Below are 20,754 nucleotides of genomic sequence, written 5' to 3' on the forward strand. Positions count from 1 at the left end.
CGCCTCCTCCGGCTACATGTAATATTTGCTCGTTATAAACTTTTCCATCGCTTCCACCCGGGATTTGACGCCCAGCTTCGCATAAATTTTGCGCAAATAATTGTCCACCGTCCGCTTGCTCATATGAATACGGGTTGCAATCTGCTCATGCGTGGCGCCTTTGACCAGCATATTCATCATCAAAATTTCTTCTTCCTCCAGCCGTTCATCGCTAGGCGAATATCCGCTGTTCAGCTGCATCCGATGATAGATCGAAAGCGGCAGCATCGTATGCCCGTCCAAAATGCAGTTCACCATATTTTGAATCGTCCGTTCTCCGGATTCCTTGGACAAAACGCCGCTGACGCGAATTTCAATCAGCTTGTCAAGAATGCCGGTCAGCTCTACCCCTGTGAAAATAACGATATGGATCGTTGGAAATTGCTGCTTGAGCCAGGCGGCGACCTCCATCCCGGTTTGATCCGGCAGATGGTAATCCAGAAATACAAGATCCGGCGCCTGCCGCATGGCCTGCTCCATACATTGGGCGGCGGTGCGAACGACTCCGATCACCTCAATCCGGCCCATATCCTGCAATAACGCCTTGGTCGCATTGGCGACAAGGGGATGGTCATCCACGACCAGCGCTTTAATTCGTTCACTCATGCCAATTCAGCTCCCTCCACAGGCAAGGTGATCATGACCCTCGTCCCGCTCCCTTTTTCCGTTTGCCAAGTCAACTGTCCGCCCAGATGCAATACCCGGCTTCTCATCTGCTCCAGACCCAATCCCGAAGTCCCTAACCGCTTCTCGCCTGCCTCGCCCTGGTCGAACCCGATCCCGTCATCCTCATAATGCAAAATCAGCAGACCCGCCTCCTCGCGCAGCTCGAAGTGAACCTGCTCCGCTTCGGCATGCTTCCTCGCATTGTTGAGCAGCTCCTGCACAATACGGAACACATGCTGCTTCACCGATGGATCTCCCGCCTCGACGCCGGGCATTTCACCCAGTTGAAAGTTCAGCTCAAACGGGGTGGTGAACGCCTCCTTCTCCAAATACATCGCCAGCGTTTTCACCAATCCGACCTCCTTCAGCAAATACGGGTTCAGCTCGAAGCAACTTTGCCGCAGGCTTTCGTTGATCAGCTCCACATATTGAATCATGCCGCGCAGCATGTCCTGCTCCTCCGGAGTACGGCTTCCGCTGTCCGTCAATGCCGTCAACCGCCGCTTGAGAAAAAACAAATCCTGCAGCGTCGTATCGTGCAGCTCTGTGGAAATCCGCACCCGCTCTTCTTCCTGCAGATCAAACATCACCTTGCGGAACCATTGAATTTCGCGAGCGTCGCCCTCCTGCGGCAGCTCGGCGGCTACTTGCTGCAGCCGGTGTGTCAGCTTGCGGATCAGATGAAAATTTTCCAGGCTCACTTCCAGATACGACGTAATCAGGTGCAGCCATTGCAGCTCCTCCTGCACCAGCCGCGTCCGGGTTTTCTTGCCGGTAATAATCAGACAGCTCGTATAGGCTTCATGCCGGTTCATCTCGATCAACGTATAAAACGGATGCTCCTGCAACGAACCTGATCCGGCCAGCAGCTCCCGCACCTCTGCCACGTCGATCTCCCCTTCGTGAATAAGCTCAAGCTCATTCTCGTAAGCGAACGCAATCGCGCACCCGGATACTTGCAGCGTGCTCACTATATCAACCAGGATCAATTCCTTCAATTCCCGGAAGCTGGAAATCAAACCAAGGTTTTTAGAAATTTTCTTCAGGGCTGCCCGCAGCATAAATTTACGCGGGAATAAGACAGGCTCCAGCATGGTCGACCAATACTCTGCGGCATACAGCGACAGCGACATCATCAGCATGGCCCCGAACCCGATAAATACAACCTCATTCAGGCCGAGCTCTCCTTGAAACAAAAAAACATACAGCCCGGTAAAGACGGCAACCGGAACAACCGCCAGCAAGCATGCAAACAAAAACCGTCGAACGACCATTCCAATATCATACAGCTGATCGGAAGCGAGCAAGTAAGCGAAGGAAATGGGGAACAGCAAAATAAAGCTGCTTGTCCAGAGCGGATCTGCGAACCAGATTCCGGACCCTATTTTGGGAACAATCGACAACCCTACCACCGGCAAAAAGGACAGCACCAGCGAAACACCGATCGTTGTAATAATGCTGCGCAGCTGCGGAGCTTCCCGTCTCGAACGAATATACAGATAAATCAGCAGCCCTATATTGACGAGAAAACCCGCTACAAAGCTGACGAGCGTTACCGTCGCGCTGTATACATGCACCTGATACTCCATCGTCGGGACAAAATAAAGGATTCGAACCGCACCGACCGCTGCAGCTGCCACGTACCAATAGCGAACAAACGTGGCTGCAGGAGCCAGCTCGCTTTTTTCAGCCAAAAAAACAAGTAAAAAATGCACAAAAACAACAGGCAGCACCATGACCGCATTCGTAATCAAAAACTTGCCCAGTGCGTCGCCGCGCACCGAAGCGCCCAAGCTCATATAAATAAGCGCAAGCGTCAGAAATACCGCCCCGAGCAGCCGCGCTGACGGGGAATGACGCAGCTTGGCAAACAGCATCGCTGCAAGCAGCAGACAAACCAGTTGCTGAACGATCGGAAGCAAGTCGTCCACACCGGTGCTTGTCAGCACGACGGGAATTTCGATCTGCACGCCCGACCTCGCGACCAGCAGACTGTGAGCCTTGTCAATGCTCCCCCAGCGCTGCACATTCAGCGATTGCTCCGGCGGCAGCCCGTCAATGAGCAGCACCGTATCCCCAAGACGCACATTCAGAGCGGCGCGGACACGCTCATTGTCCAGTTCGGCGATAACCCACTGCTGTTCTGCTGTCTGCTGCAACGTAATACCGAGTCTCGGAGACTCGAAGGTAATCCACGTACACCAAATTTGAAGAAGGAGCAGCACGGCCACCCCTGACGACACGCCTATTTTTTTCAACAGCTTCAACAGCATCGTAAGGCCTTCATTTCGCATCTCACCAGATTTCATGATGTCCATCCCAGAAGAAGTTTCGATGCCAACGCAAGCTTTCGGTCGGTCAGCTCAAACCTGGCCGCTTGCCCCAGCCCCCGTTCTCCGCAACAAGGAGAAACGTTCGTTGTACTAATTCTACCAAACTCGCAAGAGATTGACTAATGAGACTTCTGGAAATTTCCCCTTATCGACGCCAATTCGATCAAGCCGATTAAGCGTGAAGCAATTGCCGGGCAGGCAGCGTAATCAGCATTTTTGTGCCGCCTCCGCTTCGTGCGCTCCACATCAGCTCACCGTTCAGATGCAGTACCCGGCTTCTCAGCTGTTCCAGACCAAGCCCTGAATTGCCAATCTCGGCTATGGCTTGCTGCAGCTCGAAGCCAACCCCGTCATCCTCGTAAGTCAGAAGAAATTTTCCGTCCGCTTCCTCCGTCTGAAAATTGACCTTGGCTGCTTGCGAGTGCTTTTTGGCATTATTCAGCAGCTCCTGGACGATCCGGAAAATATGCTGCTTGGCAGCCAGATCGCTCGCCTCTATGGCCTGCGCCTCACCGACCACATAGATCAGCTCGAAGGGAGTCGTTGCGGCCTCCTTGTCCAAATACATCCGCAGCGTCCGCATAAGCCCGACCTCCTTTAATAAATGCGGATTTAACTCGAAGCAGCTTTGGCGCAGGCTTTCATTGATCATCTCCACATAACGAATCAAGCCTCTCAGCGGCTCTTCGTACTCCTCCTGAGGATCTTCGCTTTCAGCCAGGGCGGTCAGTCTGCGCTTGAGAAAAAACAAATCCTGCAACGTCGTATCGTGCAAATCGGTTGCAATGCGCTGGCGCTCCTCCTCCTGCAGGTCAAGCATCACCTTGCGGAACCATTGGATTTCCTGCGCGGCCTGCTCCTGCGGCAGCTGTGCGGCCATCTGCTGCAGCTTGTGCGTCAGCTTGCGGATCAGATGGATGTTTTCCAGACTCACCTCCAGATAGGACGTGATCAGTCTCAGCCAGTGCAGCTCCTCCTTCGCCAGAAGGGTGTTCGTTTTCTTGCGGGTAATGATCAGAAAGCTCGTATAAGCCTCATGCCGGTTCATCTCGATACAGGTGTACAGAGGATGAGCTTGCGAGGAAGCTTCGATCAGCATCCGAATGTCGCTTTCCCGGATTTCGCCTTCCCGGATCATTTCCAGTTTATTGTCCCGCCCGTCCGCATACGCAAATGCAATCGCTGCACCTGACACCTGCAGGGTTGCCACAATATCAACGAGGATTAGCTCCTTCAGCTCTCTGAAATTCGAGATCGTTCCTAGATTTTTGGAAATTTTCTTCAACGCCGCCTGCAGCATGAACTTGCGGGGAAACAAAGCCGGCTCCAGCTTGGTGGCCCAATATTCAGCGGCGTATAGCACGAGCGAGACCATAAACATCGCTCCCACGCCTACAAACATCACTTGACTGGCCGTCGCCTCCTGCTGGAAAAGAAAAACATACATCGCTGTAAACAAGCCGACAGGCACAAGCGCGAGCAAGCAGGTAAATAAAAAGCGCCGAAGCACCAGTCCGATATCATACAGCTGATCGGTTGCGATGAGATACGCAAAGGAGATGGGGAAGAGCAAAATACACAGACTGGTAAATCTGGCATCAATAATCGACTTGCCTAAAAAAAGAGTAGGAATAAATGAAAGACAAATTGAAGGCAAAAACGCAAAAAAGAAAGCCAGCCATATGCTTCTAATAATGTTCAGGAGCGGAGTGATGCTCTTTCGCCCCTCAAGATACAATCTAGTTAAAATAATCATAATAAACACAAAACATAAAATAAAAAAACCTAATGCGAAAATAGTACTATATGTGTAAACGTAATACGCAAATGATGGAGAAAAATACGCCAACCGAGCAACAATCCCAATGGCAGCTGCAATATAAAAAAATTTTAAATAGCGGCTGGATATTGTCGTTCCTCCATTTTCTCTAATAAAAACTAACAAAAAATGAAGGAAAACAGCAGGAAGCAATGTAACAAAACCTGTAATCAATAGCTTGCCCAGTGCATCTCCTCGAACAGAAGCCCCAAGACTCATATACACGATACTCATCGTGAGAAACACAACTGCAAGCAGCCTGCCTGATGGCGAATGTCTTGCTTTCAGAAAAAGAAATACTGCCATAAACAAACATATCATTTCTTGGAAAATAGGAAGCATGTCTGGTATCGACGTTTTACTTCTGGAGGTTAGATCAAATTCCGTAGCCTGTCCGTCCCTTGAAATGACGATCTGTTTGGCTTGCTCCACCGTCCTCCACCTTTTCACAAACTGAGATTGTTCTAGAGGCTGGCCATCAACTAGCGTGATCACATCCCCTATTTGCAATTTAAACTCTGTCTGAATTATGTCATACTTCAAGCTAGTAATAATCCACTGCTGCTGCTCGTCCTGTCCTACACTGATTCCAAGGTATGGGTAGTTGAATGTAATAAAGGAACACCAAGCTTGAATCACAAGTAACAGGGTCACCATTAATCCTGTAAAAAATTTATTTTTTTCCATGACTAAACTCATACCCTTCTACCTTACTTTCTGATATATTATAGGGAGCAAGTACCATTTTAGGAAAAGGAGTAACTATTCATGCAGACAATTACCTTAAATCCACAATTACACAACATTGTCCATCAAATGAATCAACTGTCACATCAGGCAAGCCGCAACTCGTTATCGAAAAATACAAATATATCGGAATCTGAATCTTCTGCACTACGCTCGACCTTCAATCGTACAGCTAGCACACGTACTGAAGTCATGGTAAAACGAAATAATGATTGGGGATAATACTAGGTTTATTTTACCAAAAAAAATATAATTTTCATAATAAAACAAAATAATTTTTATTTTTCCATTCTAAAGACTGTCCAAACAGCGCCAAGCTGTCTGAACAGTCTTTTTATTTTACATTTTTTCTTCATCATGCAATTATTTCTGCACATTTTGCAAGATGATGAAAAAAATATAGGATCAATTCGACGAATTATGCGCTGTATCCAAGCCGAGTTAACATTATGATAAATAGTATAAAAATGGTAACGGAAGCTGAGGGACATCTATGAAATGGCTGAGCGATCAAGAGCTGACAGAAGCTTACGCAATATCTATTACCTTGCAGCTTGACGCTGAGTTTATCGAACTGCTCATGGCTGAAATACAAGCACGTCAGCTTGAAGTAAGCCGTCTACTGCTTGATCACACCCCTTCACTTCAGCTCGAGGCCCTTCCTCGCCAAGCGACTCGGGATTGATGCCTTAAATAACCGCGTAACCGCGCAGACATGCGGATGACTGCGAGCGTACCTCAAGACCAGACCGGATGAGTCTAGCACTCGCCGGGACTGGCCTTTGGCATGAAGAGCCGCCTAATCCTCAAGCCCCCAACCTTCGCCTTATGACAGCCTTCATCCCCTTCTATTTACCCAATAACGAAAACAAGGTATTCTTATTTACACGAGACTTCCGCCCTACAGAAGCTGCTCGGGAAATTCGAAATTCGCAAAATATGATGGAGGGCTGCAGCTTAGATGCTTGCTATCATTGGAATCGCGATTCTGCTTGTGTACGGATTGTTAGTGACTTACATTGGTTGGAGCGGCTGGAGCTTCCTTCGCCCTGCCGTCTCCGCAAGATTCAAGCTGCTGTACATCGTTGTGCTGGCTTTTCTGGCAACCTCGTTTATTTTCGCCAGATGGTTGGGCAGCGTGTCTTGGCTCAGCATGATCGGCTCTTACTGGCTGGCCGTGTTCTCCCTGCTTATCTTGACTTTACCCGTCATTCATATCAGTCTGGCCCTGCTGCGCTTAACGAGGCTGCCTCGGCATCATGCCCAAAAGTGGGCGGGCGCGCTAACTTTGCTGCTGCTGCTGGCTATGCTCGGCATCGGCACCTTCAACGCGTACAGCCCGGTTGTTCGCAGCTATGAAATTACCGTTAACAAGCAGACGGAAGGGCCTTCGCAGCTCAACATCGTAATGGCGGCCGACATGCATTTCGGGCTGTTGTCCGGGCCGTCGCACGCCAAACGTATGGTAGAACGCATCAATGCCCTGAAGCCGGACCTTGTGTTATTTCCCGGAGATATTACCGACGATAATCTGAATACGTACCTCGAGAACGGCTTTGTTGACATTTTAAGCGAGGTTCAGGCGCCCTATGGCGTGTATGCTTCACTTGGCAATCATGATAAATTTAACGGACCGATTGCCGATCTGATTGCGGCGCTGGAGCGGAGCAATATTCATGTGTTATATGACGAAGCCGTGACACTGGACAACAAGATTACCCTGGTCGGCCGCAAGGATCGCACCGAGAAGGATCGGGCCGAGCTGGCCCAGCTGATGGCAGCCGTAGATCGCAAGCAGCCTGTGATCCTGCTGGATCATCAGCCTTACGAGCTGGGTATCGCCCAGCGGAACGGGGTAGATTTGATGGTCTCCGGGCATACGCACCGCGGACAAATCGCTCCGGCGCAATTCATTACCCGTCAAATCTATGAAAATGACTGGGGCTACTTGCAAAAAGGCTCCCTCCATTCCGTCGTAACCTCCGGCTATGGCTTCTGGGGTCCGCCGATCCGCACAAGCAGCCGGTCCGAGCTGGTACAGCTGCACGTGAAGTTTCAGCCCTAGTCAACTCGTGTGATTCACGCTGCACGGAGCGCATAAAAAATAGACCTTGAGGATGGCTAAGCATCCCAAGGTCTATTTTTCATACGTATGGGACAGCCTCGGTTACGAAATTACCGTCGTGCTGTTAGTCCCCTACTCCCCTGCCCAAGGTGCACGCTGTAGACGAGAGGTCCGACGTAGCTTGGCATCGACACGGATATCAAGTTCAGCTTCTGGCAGGAGACGGTCTTCCCAGTCATCCTGCAACGTTTTCCAGAGCTTAGGATTCCAATCTTCGAGACGGTTGCCGAAGCCGAAAACATCGGAGTGATATTTTTTTACGGTCTTATTGAAAGCAACTTTAATTTCAGCTTGAACCACTTTCTCGAACTGGTCCTCCAGGTATTCGATAACGCTCTCATCAACGGTAAAATGCTTTCCGGTCGTCTCGCCAATGTTTAATTCAGCGCTTACGTACACCTCGGCCTTAACCTTACCGTCACTGTAACGGGTCTTCATATGCCCCTTGGCCTTGCCGCTAAGCTCCAAAGAGACGCTGCATGGCTCATCCGGGCAGGGAACGACAACAATGGCGCTTTTTAGCAGGTGCTTGGCCCAAAGAAATCCCCGCGTCTCCAGCGGATTCAGGGTCCCGACCATTTTGTCGCCCTGAAACACAGCCATGCCTCCGGTAACAAACAAGACGGACTGCTTCGTGTCTTCGCCCTGATACGGCTCGATCCCCACTGTCTGACGCACGTACTTGTTCTGGTTCATGACCCTGACAAGGGGAGCAAACGCCTGTCCCCCAATCGGATTTGTAAGCAGCCTGGAGAAGTTCGTATAGTTCATCCTCGGCGATTTGGCATTCTCATCGACATTTTTCAATAGATCATTGAGGTAGTCGGATGGGTTAGCAGTGAAGTCTGGATTCGATTCAAGAACGTCCAAGGCCCTTCCTTTCACAATGGCTACCGTTGCCGTCCCCCTCAACTCGGGATCAGAAGAGAAGAAATTGGTCATGGAAAGAACATCCTTCCTAGCGGCTTTTTCTCCTATGAGCAGGACCTGCATGTGAGACCAAAATAGCTTTTTTCCAGTGATATCCAAATAGTTCCGAATGGCCTCAAAGGTCGTGCTCCCGCTGACGCTTAACGTTTTGCTCTGCTCTTGCTTGATTCCGGTTTGTGGCTTCAGCGCCTCCAGCACCGGAGTCAGCACCGTGATGACCGTCTTTCCCTGTTCGTTCACGTCGATGCCGACCGCCAACACATATTCGACCTTCTCCGCCTCCCGCCTGTTCCAGCACCCCGTTGCCGACAAAAGGACAAGCAGGACCAGCAGCAGACGCTTAACCCGTCTGTTCATGGCGTGTTCTCCGTGCTTTGAGCTTGGCGGTAAGGAGCAGCACAGCAGCGATCATATAGGCATAGGCCGCGAAGGTTAGACCTTTGGCTTTTTCATACTCGATAAGAACCAGAAACAGATTCTGCGGAATGATCGCCAGATAGAACATCGCCAAGGTGACGGGCAGCATCAACGGCTTGAAGCTGCTCGCCCCGAACCAGTCCTTGCAGCCCAGACAGACCAGATAGAAGGTAAAGGTACCTTTGGTCAAATTCATAAAGATGCACAACGCCAAAAAAATACTTTCCAGATGCTGAATGAATTCAATAATATTGATGTCCTTCACCATCTCAATAACAGGAAAAGTCAAATGAGAGGTTAGAGCACTGCCGTAAGTGCCTAACGACAGCAAGTAGATAGCGATGAAGGCAGCGGACAGCAGCACGTCCATAGATAGCATGACGGCAAACGCTTTGCGCTTCTTCCCCAGATTCGGCCAGACAAACAGCAGGAATAAGGTTTCCGTCAAACCGCCTAGCACTACCGTCGCACCACGCAGCGTGTCCCCAGGAGAAGCATGAAACAGCGGTTCAATTCGAGTCCAGTCTACATTATAGATCGACAAGGCGCACAAAAGCACGAAGGTAAAGAAAACGCCCGGAGCAACGACTTCTCCCCATCTGGCGATGGCAGAAATTCCACCACGCGCTAAATAATAGCGAAGCATGAGCAGCATTGAAATGATCAGCTCAATAGGCGTCTCCGGGAGGACGAGAGAGATAAACAGTTCTCCAATAATACGCAGGGTCACTGCGGAGAGCAACGCCAGCGGAATAAGAATGAACAGAGCGAACATGCGGCCAGCAACCGGACCGAACAGCTTCAGGCAAAACGAAATGAATCCATCCTCCTTCATATAATAGCCGATACGTGTCAGCATCCAAATGAACGGCAGAAAAAGCAGCCCCGCAATGAGGACGGAAATCCACCCGTTATGACCGGCAAAATCGCTCAAGGTTCGGGGCAAAGTAAAAAAGATCGTGCCAAACACATTAAAGCTCAACAAGATAAAGATTTGCTTGCTGCTGATGCGTTCCGCAGTCATGCCAGCTACCTCCTCTTATGCAAAATCACGACAGTTCGGGATTCACCTTAAACAGAGGGACTGTCCCCTAGCGCCGGTTTCTAGTGCCAAGGAACGACTGTTTGTACCGGAGCAGCGGATTAGGCTTTTTAAACAGTAGGGAATCATCGACGACCTTCAGTGTTTGCGGCGTGATTGGAGCCAAATAGCTGACCCCAAAGGAGCGGAGGTGAATCATATGCATCAGGATCAGGCTCGTACGAAACACAATACCAAAAATGCCGAGGACTGCCGCAAACACCATAATGGGGTAACGCAACAACCGAATCGAGACTGACGCGTTATAGTTGGGGATTACGAAAGTACCGATGGCTGTAAGCGACACAATGATGGTCAACACCGGACCGACGATGTTTGCCTGCACGGCGGATTGCCCGATGACAAGCGCGCCCACAATACCAATCGTTTGCCCCATGGCCCCCGGAATTCGCAAACTTGCTTCTCGCAGCAATTCGAGACTTATTTCCATGATCAGCGCTTCAAAAAAAGCAGGAAACGGCAACCCGCTACGATTGGCCGCAATGGCAATCATCAGCTGCGTCGGCAGCATTTCCTGATGATAGCTGGAAACAGCAATATAGAGAGACGGCATCAGCAGAGCAAGCAGCAGCGACAGCCCCCTTACAATGCGCAGCATCGTGGCCGCCATGAACTTTCCATAGTAGTCCTCCGTGGAAACAAGAAATTCCGGAAAGGTTACTGGCATAAACAAAGCGAATGGCGTGCCGTCGATCAGCACAACCACCTTGCCCTCCATGATGGCGGCTGCCGCTTTGTCTGACCGCTCAGTGGAGCCGGTTTGCGGGAAGGGCGAGGTGGGGCAGTCCTCTAAAAACTCCTGCAGTTGTCCGCTGTCCAGCAGTCCCTCAATATTCACCTCCATCAGCCGTCGTTTCACCTCTTCCACGATTCGCGGGTTCGCTGTATCCTGAAGATAAGCAACAATGGCGTCGGTAGCAGAGCGGGTACCAATTTGGACCGGGTACAAGATCAGGTTCTCGTCCTTGATTTTCCGCCGCAGCAGTGCGGTATTCGTCCGCAGCACTTCGTTAAAGGCGTCCTGCGGTCCCCGAACAAGCGGCTCCGCCTTCGGCGAGCTGACCGTGCGATGCTCCCAGCCTTCGGAGGATACGACGAGAGCCGAGCTTGCACCATCAATCAGAATGATCGTACTGGAATACAGCAGGCTCGCCACGACATCCTTTAGAAATACCTGCTGTTTGACGCCGCTTGCAGTAACAACGTGCTGCTCCACATACATCATCAGCGGCTCCTGCGCCCCCTCACACTGGAGAAGCGGCAGGACAACACACTGATGCACAATGTCCTTGTCAGCAAGTCCATCAATATACAGCACTGCAGCGACCGTGTGACTGCTGTCCATTACTCGCACCTTCAGTCGGCGAACAACAAGATCGGAAGCATTCTGCACCTTCTCCTTAATCTGCCGCAGGTTATACTCAAGACCAGCGGATAGACGTGGCGCTTCAGGCATGGATGATTCCCCTTTCTGACGGTGGCAGGAAAGCTGCTGGAGCTCGCCTTCTCCGAAGCTTGCTGATGAATGGCAAGGTCCCTATCCTCCAAACATACTAACAACCAGCCTCAGCATCTGATGCATGAACATCGAAGCGGCCCCCAGTCCCATAAAAGCATGGGCGACGGCCAACGTAAGCGTCAGTAGCGATATCGTGAAGAACGAGATCCCCGCGCGCTTCTCTCGGGAACGAATCTGCCTTCCTGGAAATCCTGACACTAGCAGAACCAGTGTAATGAGAAGAGCTACCATCAAGACCACCTGCGGGCTAAAGAAGTTATACCATAGCGTGTCCATAATCCTCCTTGCATATGCTGCATGAGCTCTGACAAACCTTTATGCACCAAAAGACCTATATCTTGCAACTTTCTTTCCGTTGCGGTATGATAATTATGAAAATATTTTTCTTATAAATTAAAATTATTTCATAAAAAATTTACAAACCCTATAAATTGGCAGGTGAACCGATGAGCAACATTATCCGTATGATTCGAGAGCAGCAAGCAGGCATGAACCGCAAGGAGCAGGAGCTTGCGCAATTTCTGTTAGAGCACCCGCATGAGGCGGTGCAGCTCAGCATTACAGAGCTGGCCGAGCGCTCCGGCATCAGTACGGCAACCGTGTCCCGCTTCTGTCGCAGCCTGCTGTTTAAGGGCTACAGCGACTTCAGAATGAAGCTCGGCGCGGAATTGGCGGTTGCGCCTGCGCAGGCTACCTACCAGGACATCGTGGCGGGCAATTCCTTGCATCGGATCGTGCAGGCGATCGAAGCCAATCATCTCCGGTCGATTGCCGATACGACGCGCCAGCTCGATTTGCAGGCGATCGCTCAAACCGTTCAGGCGCTGCGCGAGGCGAATCGGATTGATCTGTACGGCGTTGCAACCTCTGGCGTTGTCGCGCTTGATTTCCAGCAGAAGCTCAGCCGGATTGGGAAATTCGCCCATTACTGGCCGGACTCGCATATGCAGATTACGTCCGCCTCCAGCCTGGAAGAAGGCGATGTCGCCATTGCCATCTCCTATTCAGGCGAAACCGTCGAAACCCGCGATGCGCTTGCCTGTGCGAAGGAACGCGGCGCGGTTGCCATCTCCCTGACCAAGCTTGGCTCCAATCCGATTTCCCAGCTGGCGGATATCCGTCTCTTCGCCTCCTCGCTGGAAGAAGGCATGCGGCGCGGCGACATGGCTTCGCGAATCGCCCAACTGCATGTCGTCGATATTTTATTTACGGCGCTGGTCAGCGAGCATTTCGACGATTATGTGCCGCAGCTTGAGCATTCCTTTCAACAAGTTCGCCATTACCGCAAAGATAAAGGGAGATGACCGTAAACCCATGAATATTCTTACCTTTCAAACCCAGGAAGCCTTAAACCAGGCCGGAGCGGGCATCATCACCGCACTGCTGCAAACAACGCCCGACGCCTGCCTCGGACTCGCAACCGGAGGGACGCCCGTCGGCATTTACCAGGAGCTGGTTCGGACTTATCGGCAGGGGCAAGTAAGCTTTCAAGCGGCCTCCGCCTTCAATCTGGATGAATATATCGGCCTTGAGCGGACGCATCCGGCAAGCTACTACAGCTTTATGCAGGAGCAGCTGCTGAGCCATATCAATATCGCGCCGGAGCGCTGCCATATTCCGAACGGCATGGCAAGTGATCTGGAAGCGGAGTGCCTGCGCTACGAGCAGCTGTTAAAGGATAACGGCCAAATTGACCTCCAGCTGCTGGGGCTCGGCCATAACGGCCACATCGGCTTCAACGAGCCGGGCGGTTCCTTGACTCGCGGCACCCACGTCGTACAGCTGCGGGAGCAGACGCGCCAGGCGAATGCACGCTTCTTTGACACACCGGAGCAGGTGCCAACCCAGGCGATTACGATGGGCGTCGGCACGATTTTGAACGCCAAGATGATTTTGCTCGTCGTCCGCGGACGCGATAAGGCAAGCATCGTCAAGCAGGCGCTGCAGGGGCCGATTACGACGGAATGCCCGGCGTCCCTGCTGCAAACGCACCCGCATGTGGTCGTTCTGCTGGATCAGGAAGCGGGGAGCTTGCTCACATGATAACCTCGACATGGGAAACGCTTATTGTCCATGCGCAGGTCGTGGCTGAGCACCAATCGTACAAGGACGGCTACGCGGCGTGGAGCGGAGGCAAGCTTGTCTCGCTCGGCCCGATGGGAACGCTGGACGACTCGCTTGCCGCCACCGCCATGACCCGGCTTGATGCACAAGGCAGCTGGCTGCTGCCGGGCTTCATCGACGTTCACATCCATGGCGGCTACGGCTCCGATGTGATGGACGCGACGAAGGAGGCGCTGGATACGATAACCCGGTTTCATAATAACCACGGAACAACGACGATGCTGCCAACAACTGTCACCCAGTCCCGTGAAGCGATTGAGGCGGTCCTTCATACTGTTTGCTCTTATGTACAGCACGGCTCGCCGTATGCGCGTGTTGCCGGCGTCCATCTGGAAGGCCCGTTTATCAGCCCCGAATGGCCCGGAGCGCAAAATCCGGCCTATATCGTCAATCCGCAGCTTGACTGGCTGGACGCCTGGACGGCGGAATATCCCGGTCTGATCAAGCTGGTGACGCTGGCTCCGGAGCGCGAGGGCGCCCCCGCCGCGATCCGGCGGCTCGCGGACCAGGGTATTGCCGTCGCGGCCGGTCATACGAATGCCACGTATGACCAAGTGCTTGAAGCGGCGGATTGCGGCCTCAGCCATGCCGCGCATACCTTTAACGCCATGACCGGCCTGCATCATCGCAACCCCGGCGTTGCAGGCGCTGTGCTGACCGAGGCTCGAATCAGGGCCGAGGTCATCGCCGACGGGCACCATGTGCACCCGGCTGCGATCAAGCTGCTGACCCTTGCGAAACGCGACGATAACCTGCTGCTCATTACCGACGCGATGTCTGCGGCCGGACTCGGCAGCGGCGAATACGAGCTTGGCGGTCTGCCCGTCATCGTCGCGGATGGCGTCGCTCGGCTGCGGGAAGGAAGCACGCTCGCGGGCAGCACACTGACGATGATTGAAGCGCTGCGCTTCATGGTCGAGCGGATCGGACTGTCCGTCGAAGAGGCCAGCCGCCTGGCCAGCCGGAATCCGGCCAAGGCGGTCGGCTTGTATGAAGCAACCGGCTCGCTCACGCCCGGCAAGCTGGCCGATGTGCTGCTTGTGTCCCCTGATTTGCGCATTCAGCAAGTCTGGGTGGAAGGCCAGCCCAAGCTATAGCCCCGACTGCAAGCCTGGCCGTGAACAAACGGCAACGACAAAAACCGGCCAACGCCCTGAGGCGACGGCCGGATTATTTTCGTATAGGAAGAGCTCCCGACTACTGCTTCAGGAACTGCTGGGTGACCAGGAAATAACGGAGCTTGTTCAGATCGGACGGTGAAATGGATTGAATTTCCGCGCCGTAACGAATCGTATGCTCTTGAATATGAGCGTAGCGAACGACCAGCTTCGGATGAATCGTTTCCTCGTCGCAAATGATCATCGAGTCGTACACATGATTCATTTTGACGGTAAAGTCATTCACTTCAAACCCGAAGCCAAGCCGGCTCACCGAGCTATAGCGCACAGAACGGATTTTGAAATCGTCATTTAAGGTGCCGAACATATTAATTTTGAAGCTGGCGAAGGTCTTGTCCTCATCGCGGTACATATCATAATGCTGCTCAGGCTGTGCCTGAATCTTAAACACTTCCGAGTCAGCCGGTACGAGAATCAGCTTGGATGTCGACGCGCGCAGCACTCTCATCTGCACCCGCTGCTGATAGTTGAAGCAGATAACCGATTCACCGCTCTCGAAGGCCGAAGGCTCTTTAAACGATACCTCCATCAAATCGGAGCCTTCATAAGATACTTGCCCACAGTACACCTTACCTTTATGGAGAAGCTGCATATCCCTCATCTCCATCACCCCCTCGAACTTGATATCCTTACTATAGCCGGTAATCTTTCAGAAAGTTTCAGTAAATGATTAGGAGATTATTAGGTATACCTGACATGTTGGGTACTTGCCTATTATTTACCCAATTTGGACATATTTATGCGGGGGCGGCGCGAAAGGTTCAAGCACGGCGAATCCGGCCGTACAGACGAAAAAACCTGACGGCATCGCCGTCAGGCAAAGTTTTGCGGCAGAGCTATTTGTGAAGAAAGGGAACGAGCACCCGCTCCACATGAAATAAATGCCGGCGCATCTCCTCGCGGGCCGCGCTGGCGTCGCCCGCGCGAATCGCCTCGTACACAGCCTGATGCTCACGCCACAGCTGCTCCGACACCGCTCGCCGCCCATACATCTGCAGACGGCGCGTCTCGCGGATCGCCAGCTGCATCTGCGACGAAATCGAGTCGATCATCCGCGCCAAAATATCGTTATGCGCCGCCTCGGCAAGCGTCAGATGGAACTCCATATCCGACCGCTCGCCCTCCTCCTCATCTCCCAGATGCCGCTCCATTCGCTCCAGAATGGCTTCGAACCGCCGCAGATCCTCTTCCGTCCGTTTTTCGGCGGCCAGCCCGGCATTGGCAATTTCCAGCGTCTGCCGCGCTTCGATCAGGTCGAGAATCGTCTGGCGGCTCAGCAGCAGCGATTCCAATTCCGGCAAGCCGACGTCGCCGGAGTCAATCGCGCGGACATAGCTGCCTTCGCCTTGATGAATTTCGACGAGTCCCATCGCTTTTAAGGCGCTCAGCGCCTCGCGGACCGTGGAGCGGCCAACCTGAAATCGCTCGGACAGCTCCTTCGTCGAGGGCAGCTTGTCCCCCGGCTTGAGCTGGCCGCCGGTAATTTGCTCCTTGATCTGATCCGCGATCACCTCATAGATTTTGCGCGTCTTAATTTTTTGAATGTCCATGCAAGTTCTCCTTACCCTGTAAACTGTTTCCGGCATCGGCGGCTTGCCCGCGCGCGGCGAGCAGCCCGACCTTGGCATCCAGCCACTGCCGCACATCCCGCATCACTTCATCGCGATTCAGCTCGTTCAGCATCTCATGCCTGCCGCCCTCGTAAAGCTTATAGGTGACATCCTGCAAGCCCGCCGCACGGTACAAGCGGACCAGGACGTGAATCGACTTGCCCTGCGCGCTCAACGGGTCCCTGTCTCCGGCAAATACATAGATCGGCTGGTCCTGTTTGATTTTACGCAAATGTGCAGGCTTGTAATTGCCGAGCAGCGCCTTCAGCGTATACAGCCACAGCCCGTTTGTCGCATGGCCGCCGCAAAACGGGTCTGCCGTGTAAAGGTCAACCTCCGCCTCGTCGCGGCTCAGCCAGTCGGCCTCGGTCCGGTTCGGCCGGAAGGCGCGGTTATAGCTGCCGGTCGTCAGCGTATTCAGCAGCTTACTGCGGGCATCGGCTCCCTGCCAGGCTGTAAGCAGCCCAGCCAGCAAGTAACCGGCCGCATGCTGCAGCCGCTGGGGACCTTGCGTACCGGACAGTACAATGCCGTCAGCCTGTCCGGGAAAGCGATACATCGCCTGCATCACAATAAACGAACCCATGCTGTGGCCTAAAGCAAATACAGGCACCCGCGGATACTCGGCGCGAATTCGGTCCGTCAGCATGGCAAATGCCTCCGTCATCCGCTCGAAGCCATTTGGCCCGATCACCGTTACACGCTCGGGAACTCCCGCTGTCCGCCCGTGACCGCGATGATCCGGGGCGACAACGGCATAACCCGCTTCTGTCAGCGAAGCTGCCAGCCGGGCATAACGCGCCGCCGTCTCGGCCAGCCCATGCGCAATCTGCACAACAGCCTTGATCGGCCGCTCCGGCTCCGGCAGCCAGCGGTAAACATAAATCCGGATACCGTCCGGATCATCGAATGTAAAGCTGTCGCTGCGTATGACAAGCCCTCCCAACAGCAAAATTGGATGACCCTATTATACCAGAAAATCTTCCAGCCATCGCAAGCTATCCGCTCAGCGACTGCAACGCCGAGCCGCGGAACCAAGGGGCCTGCTGCTGCCCGCAGCAAACCCCGCAGATGCGGAGACTAGAACATCCGTGCAACCGCATCGCTGCCCCGCATCCCCGGATGGACGCCAAGCGCTTCTGCCTCGTAAGTGACCGATTCAAGCGGCGCCTCCAGCAGCTCCCGGATCGTTTTCACCCCGGTTGCTCTGGCAGCCACAATGCCCCGATCCTTGAGCTTCTCATTCAACAAGGCCACATCCAGCGCGCCGCACATGATATAGCCTTTGTTTGTCGTGACAACCAGCAGCGTCGTCTTTGGCAGCTTCACCTCGATGGCAAGCGCCGTGCGCCCGGCGATCTCGACCGGCTCCATTCGCATCATTTTCAGCATCCCCTTTGCAGGCTCGGTATGCTTTCACTATATGAGGCCTTTATGCCGGGAGTTCACTTGCCCACACCCAATTTCCGCCGAATATTATGTAAAACTTGGAACGAATGCTATCAGCTACATGTTCGGAAAAAAACGTGGTATAATAATCCAATCGAACTAGGGAGGGCCCCCAATGGATAGCGAGAAAAATCCGCGCAAAAAGTTTTTATTCAAAGTCGATATTCTGATTGAAGAAGAGACCAATGGGCGCGCCCTGGAAGCGCTGTTGCATGTGCTCAATTCTAATAAATTCGAGGACTACCAGATCAAGGAAGGGATCGAGCTGGGGAAACAAATCGAAAAATCGCTCAAGGAAACCTTGCTGCAGCGTCAGTTTCTATCGCCTCAAGCTCCCGCATCGGCGAAGACAACTCAGACAGCTGCCGCCCCGGCGGCTAAGCCATCCCCAGGCTCCGGCGAGTCAACCGGCTCCCGCGACGAGCATCGCCAAATCTGGGAGGAAATGAAGCGTTTTCAATCAAGCAATACGCTCATTCGCCTGCATGTGATCAAAGCCAAGGGCGTCAAGCTGAGCATGCCCTGTCGAATCATCAACATTGACCCGCCCAGCGGCAACTTATCCGTCTATCATGTGGACGAGAAAAAAGTGTATCTGCTCAAAATCAACGAAATCGACGATTACGAGGTTCGTTAAATCCTCCGTCCGCACACAAGCGGCGGTTTACGAAGGCAGCCCGCGGGCTGCCTTCGTTTTATGCGGGTGACTGCTCAACAACTGCTCGGCCTTGTCCACCGTCAGCGGCGGACTGAAATAATAGCCCTGAATTTCATCGCACTCATTTTTATGTAAAAAGTTCAGCTGCTCCTCGGTTTCCACACCCTCGGCAATCACCTTCAAGCTCAGATGTCCTGTCATCGCAATGATTGTTGCGACAATCGCGGCGTCGTTCGGATCGTTCATAATATCTCTTACGAAGGACTGGTCGATTTTCAGCTTGTCAATTGGAAATTTTTTCAAATAAGACAACGAGCTATAGCCGGTACCGAAATCATCAATGCTGATTTTGACGCCGAGCCGCTTCAGCTCAACCATCTGTTCAATCGCGTAATCCACGTCCATCGTGCAGCTTTCCGTAATTTCCAGCTCCAGCTGGCTTGGCTCCAGGCCCGTCAAACTTAACACCTCGGCCACCCGTCCGATCAGATTATGCTGCAAAAACTGCCGCGTCGATAAATTAACCGAAACCGGCGGCGGCGCGAGCCCGGCATCCTGCCACGTTTTATTTTGGCGGCACGCCTCAATCAGCACCCAATCACCGATCGGTACGATCAGACCGCTTTCCTCCGCAAATGGAATAAACAGCCCCGGGGATACAAGGCCCCGCTCCGGATGCTTCCAGCGCACAAGCGCCTCGAAGCCGACGATCTGCTCCGATGCGATATCCATCTGCGGCTGGTAATGCAGCAGCAGCTCATTGCGTGCGATCGCCTTCCGCAGCTCCTGCTCCAGCGTAAGCTTCTCCAGCGATGCCGATTTCATCTGGCTGTTGAACACCTGGTAGTTATTCCGCCCCTTTTCCTTGGCACGGGTCAACGCCATGTCCGCACATTTCATGATCTCCTCGGCACTGCTCTCCTCTTCGGAGATGACGCAAATCCCGATGCTAGCCGTAATCGTCAGCTGGAATTGTCCCAGCGGGAACGGCTCGTCCAGCACGCTGAACAGCGATTCAGCCAGCTCCTTTACCTTACAGGAGTCAGGATTTTCTGACGACCTGGTGAAAAACAGCGCAAATTCGTCCCCTTCCGTACGGGCCAGAAAGTCACGCTCCGACAAGCACCGGGTAAACCGCTCCGCCACCTGCAGCAGCAGCATATCGCCGTAATCGTGACCGAATCCGTCATTAATCATCTTGAACCGGTTCAGGTCAACAAGCAGCACTGCGAGCTTCATCCCGTCAGCCATCGAGCAGAGTGATGCCTCCAGCTGCTGGAGAAACATTCTCCGATTCGGCAAGCCGGTCATGTCATCGTAGTAGGCCAGATGACGAATCTGCTCTTCCGAACGGATCGCGTAAGAAACGTCGTTGCTGATCAACACAATGGCTTCGATCCGGGACCCGTTCCGAATCGGCACAGCTGTGCTTTCCACATCGACGCGATACCCGTTTTTATGAATAAGCGCAGAACGAAAGGAACGCGTGGACCCTTTGGCCGCGACCTCGGCAAACATCGCAGTCGTTGCATGCAGCCTGTCCGGCATCAAAAAGCTCGTAGCAGGCTTTCCTTGCAGCTCGCTCTCCCGGTACCCGATGATCACCTCGGCCGAGCAGTTCATTTGCCGAACGAGTCCATTTGTATCCAAAATGACGACAGCGCTCGGGTTATGCTGATAAAGCGCCCCAAGCAAGGAATGCGGCTTCTGCACAACCTCCGCGGATGCCGCTTCTTCGGGCGGCAATACTTCCTGATCCCGATGCAAACCGATCGCAGGCGGCGAGGGCGCGGCCTCCCTCTGCCTGCTCCCCTGAAGCCCCTGCAGCAGCACGACAAGCAGCAGCGCTCCGCAAACAATTGACAACACAAGCTGCGCCAGCCATATGGACAGCAGCAAGCTGCCGGCTGCCAATCCGTAGACGAGCCATTGGTACCGCAGAGCTGCAGGTTTGCGGCTCAAGTCTGTATCTCTAGTCCCCTCCATGCGTATCCCCCTTTGAAAAACGCCTTTAACCTCATCATTCCTACTTAATCCG

General features: G+C 53.1%; 17 protein-coding genes. 6 read left to right on the forward strand and 11 right to left on the reverse strand.

Annotated features, from left to right (window positions below):
• Positions 1 to 12 precede the first annotated feature (12 nt).
• The 3 genes from AC6ROY_RS00750 to AC6ROY_RS00760 form a co-directional block, all read right to left on the reverse strand.
• Complete coding sequence (locus AC6ROY_RS00750) at positions 13 to 645, reverse strand: response regulator transcription factor (RefSeq protein ID WP_500098046.1); 633 nt, start codon at positions 643 to 645, stop codon at positions 13 to 15.
• Positions 642 to 3,014, reverse strand: a complete 2,373-nt coding sequence (locus AC6ROY_RS00755; RefSeq protein WP_500098047.1) for a sensor histidine kinase — start codon at positions 3,012 to 3,014, stop codon at positions 642 to 644. The genes AC6ROY_RS00750 and AC6ROY_RS00755 overlap by 4 nt, the downstream gene beginning before the upstream one ends.
• A 196-nt stretch (positions 3,015 to 3,210) precedes the next feature.
• On the reverse strand, positions 3,211 to 4,611 hold the full coding sequence (locus AC6ROY_RS00760) for a sensor histidine kinase (protein ID WP_500098048.1): 1,401 nt from the start codon (positions 4,609 to 4,611) through the stop codon (positions 3,211 to 3,213).
• A gap of 1,486 nt (positions 4,612 to 6,097) precedes the next feature.
• Here AC6ROY_RS00760 and sda point away from each other — a divergent pair.
• The gene (gene sda, locus AC6ROY_RS00765) at positions 6,098 to 6,289 is read left to right on the forward strand and encodes a sporulation histidine kinase inhibitor Sda (RefSeq protein WP_500098049.1); all 192 of its coding nucleotides are present in this window, start codon (positions 6,098 to 6,100) and stop codon (positions 6,287 to 6,289) included.
• 276 nt (positions 6,290 to 6,565) lie between these two features.
• Positions 6,566 to 7,669, forward strand: a complete 1,104-nt coding sequence (locus tag AC6ROY_RS00770) for a metallophosphoesterase (RefSeq protein WP_500098050.1) — start codon at positions 6,566 to 6,568, stop codon at positions 7,667 to 7,669.
• 132 nt (positions 7,670 to 7,801) lie between these two features.
• Here the strand turns inward: AC6ROY_RS00770 and AC6ROY_RS00775 are convergent, their stop codons facing one another.
• The 3 genes from AC6ROY_RS00775 to AC6ROY_RS00785 all read right to left on the reverse strand — a co-directional run bounded on the left by AC6ROY_RS00775 (position 7,802) and on the right by AC6ROY_RS00785 (position 11,634).
• Positions 7,802 to 9,016, reverse strand: a complete 1,215-nt coding sequence (locus AC6ROY_RS00775) for a Ger(x)C family spore germination protein (RefSeq protein WP_500098051.1) — start codon at positions 9,014 to 9,016, stop codon at positions 7,802 to 7,804.
• Positions 9,000 to 10,100, reverse strand: a complete 1,101-nt coding sequence (locus tag AC6ROY_RS00780) for a GerAB/ArcD/ProY family transporter (protein WP_500098052.1) — start codon at positions 10,098 to 10,100, stop codon at positions 9,000 to 9,002. The genes AC6ROY_RS00775 and AC6ROY_RS00780 overlap by 17 nt, the downstream gene beginning before the upstream one ends.
• A gap of 67 nt (positions 10,101 to 10,167) precedes the next feature.
• Positions 10,168 to 11,634: a spore germination protein gene (locus tag AC6ROY_RS00785; RefSeq protein WP_500098053.1), complete on the reverse strand. Its 1,467-nt coding sequence runs from the start codon at positions 11,632 to 11,634 to the stop codon at positions 10,168 to 10,170.
• A 509-nt stretch (positions 11,635 to 12,143) separates the two neighbouring features.
• Here AC6ROY_RS00785 and AC6ROY_RS00790 point away from each other — a divergent pair.
• Genes AC6ROY_RS00790 through nagA form a run of 3 tightly spaced genes read left to right on the forward strand, consistent with a single transcriptional unit; the run spans position 12,144 to position 14,918 of the window.
• Positions 12,144 to 13,001 (forward strand): MurR/RpiR family transcriptional regulator, encoded by an 858-nt coding sequence (locus AC6ROY_RS00790; RefSeq protein WP_500098054.1) that lies wholly within the window; start codon positions 12,144 to 12,146, stop codon positions 12,999 to 13,001.
• 10 nt (positions 13,002 to 13,011) lie between these two features.
• Positions 13,012 to 13,740, forward strand: coding sequence for a glucosamine-6-phosphate deaminase (nagB, locus tag AC6ROY_RS00795; protein WP_500098055.1), 729 nt, complete (start codon positions 13,012 to 13,014; stop codon positions 13,738 to 13,740).
• Entirely contained in the window at positions 13,737 to 14,918 is a 1,182-nt protein-coding gene (gene nagA / locus AC6ROY_RS00800) for an N-acetylglucosamine-6-phosphate deacetylase (protein WP_500098056.1), read from the forward strand. Before nagB ends, nagA begins: the two co-directional genes overlap by 4 nt.
• Before the next feature lie 100 nt (positions 14,919 to 15,018).
• Here nagA and AC6ROY_RS00805 read toward each other — a convergent pair whose 3' ends face one another.
• From AC6ROY_RS00805 to AC6ROY_RS00820, 4 genes are all read right to left on the reverse strand, one after another.
• Positions 15,019 to 15,600, reverse strand: coding sequence for a hypothetical protein (locus AC6ROY_RS00805; RefSeq protein ID WP_500098057.1), 582 nt, complete (start codon positions 15,598 to 15,600; stop codon positions 15,019 to 15,021).
• 235 nt (positions 15,601 to 15,835) lie between these two features.
• On the reverse strand, positions 15,836 to 16,549 hold the full coding sequence (locus AC6ROY_RS00810) for a FadR/GntR family transcriptional regulator (RefSeq protein WP_500098058.1): 714 nt from the start codon (positions 16,547 to 16,549) through the stop codon (positions 15,836 to 15,838).
• The gene (locus AC6ROY_RS00815; protein WP_500098059.1) at positions 16,530 to 17,561 is read right to left on the reverse strand and encodes an alpha/beta hydrolase; all 1,032 of its coding nucleotides are present in this window, start codon (positions 17,559 to 17,561) and stop codon (positions 16,530 to 16,532) included. Before AC6ROY_RS00815 ends, AC6ROY_RS00810 begins: the two co-directional genes overlap by 20 nt.
• A gap of 128 nt (positions 17,562 to 17,689) precedes the next feature.
• Complete coding sequence (locus AC6ROY_RS00820) at positions 17,690 to 17,992, reverse strand: YunC family protein (RefSeq protein WP_500098060.1); 303 nt, start codon at positions 17,990 to 17,992, stop codon at positions 17,690 to 17,692.
• A 181-nt stretch (positions 17,993 to 18,173) separates the two neighbouring features.
• On the opposite strand from AC6ROY_RS00820, the gene AC6ROY_RS00825 reads away from it, so the two are divergent.
• Complete coding sequence (locus AC6ROY_RS00825; protein WP_500098061.1) at positions 18,174 to 18,695, forward strand: hypothetical protein; 522 nt, start codon at positions 18,174 to 18,176, stop codon at positions 18,693 to 18,695.
• A 27-nt stretch (positions 18,696 to 18,722) separates the two neighbouring features.
• On the opposite strand, the gene AC6ROY_RS00830 is transcribed toward AC6ROY_RS00825, so the two are convergent.
• Positions 18,723 to 20,702 carry a putative bifunctional diguanylate cyclase/phosphodiesterase gene (locus AC6ROY_RS00830; protein WP_500098062.1) on the reverse strand — a complete coding sequence of 660 codons (1,980 nt, stop codon included), beginning with the start codon at positions 20,700 to 20,702 and terminating at the stop codon, positions 18,723 to 18,725.
• Positions 20,703 to 20,754: the final 52 nt, after the last annotated feature.

It is taken from the genome of Paenibacillus sp. sg306046 (assembly GCF_059821225.1).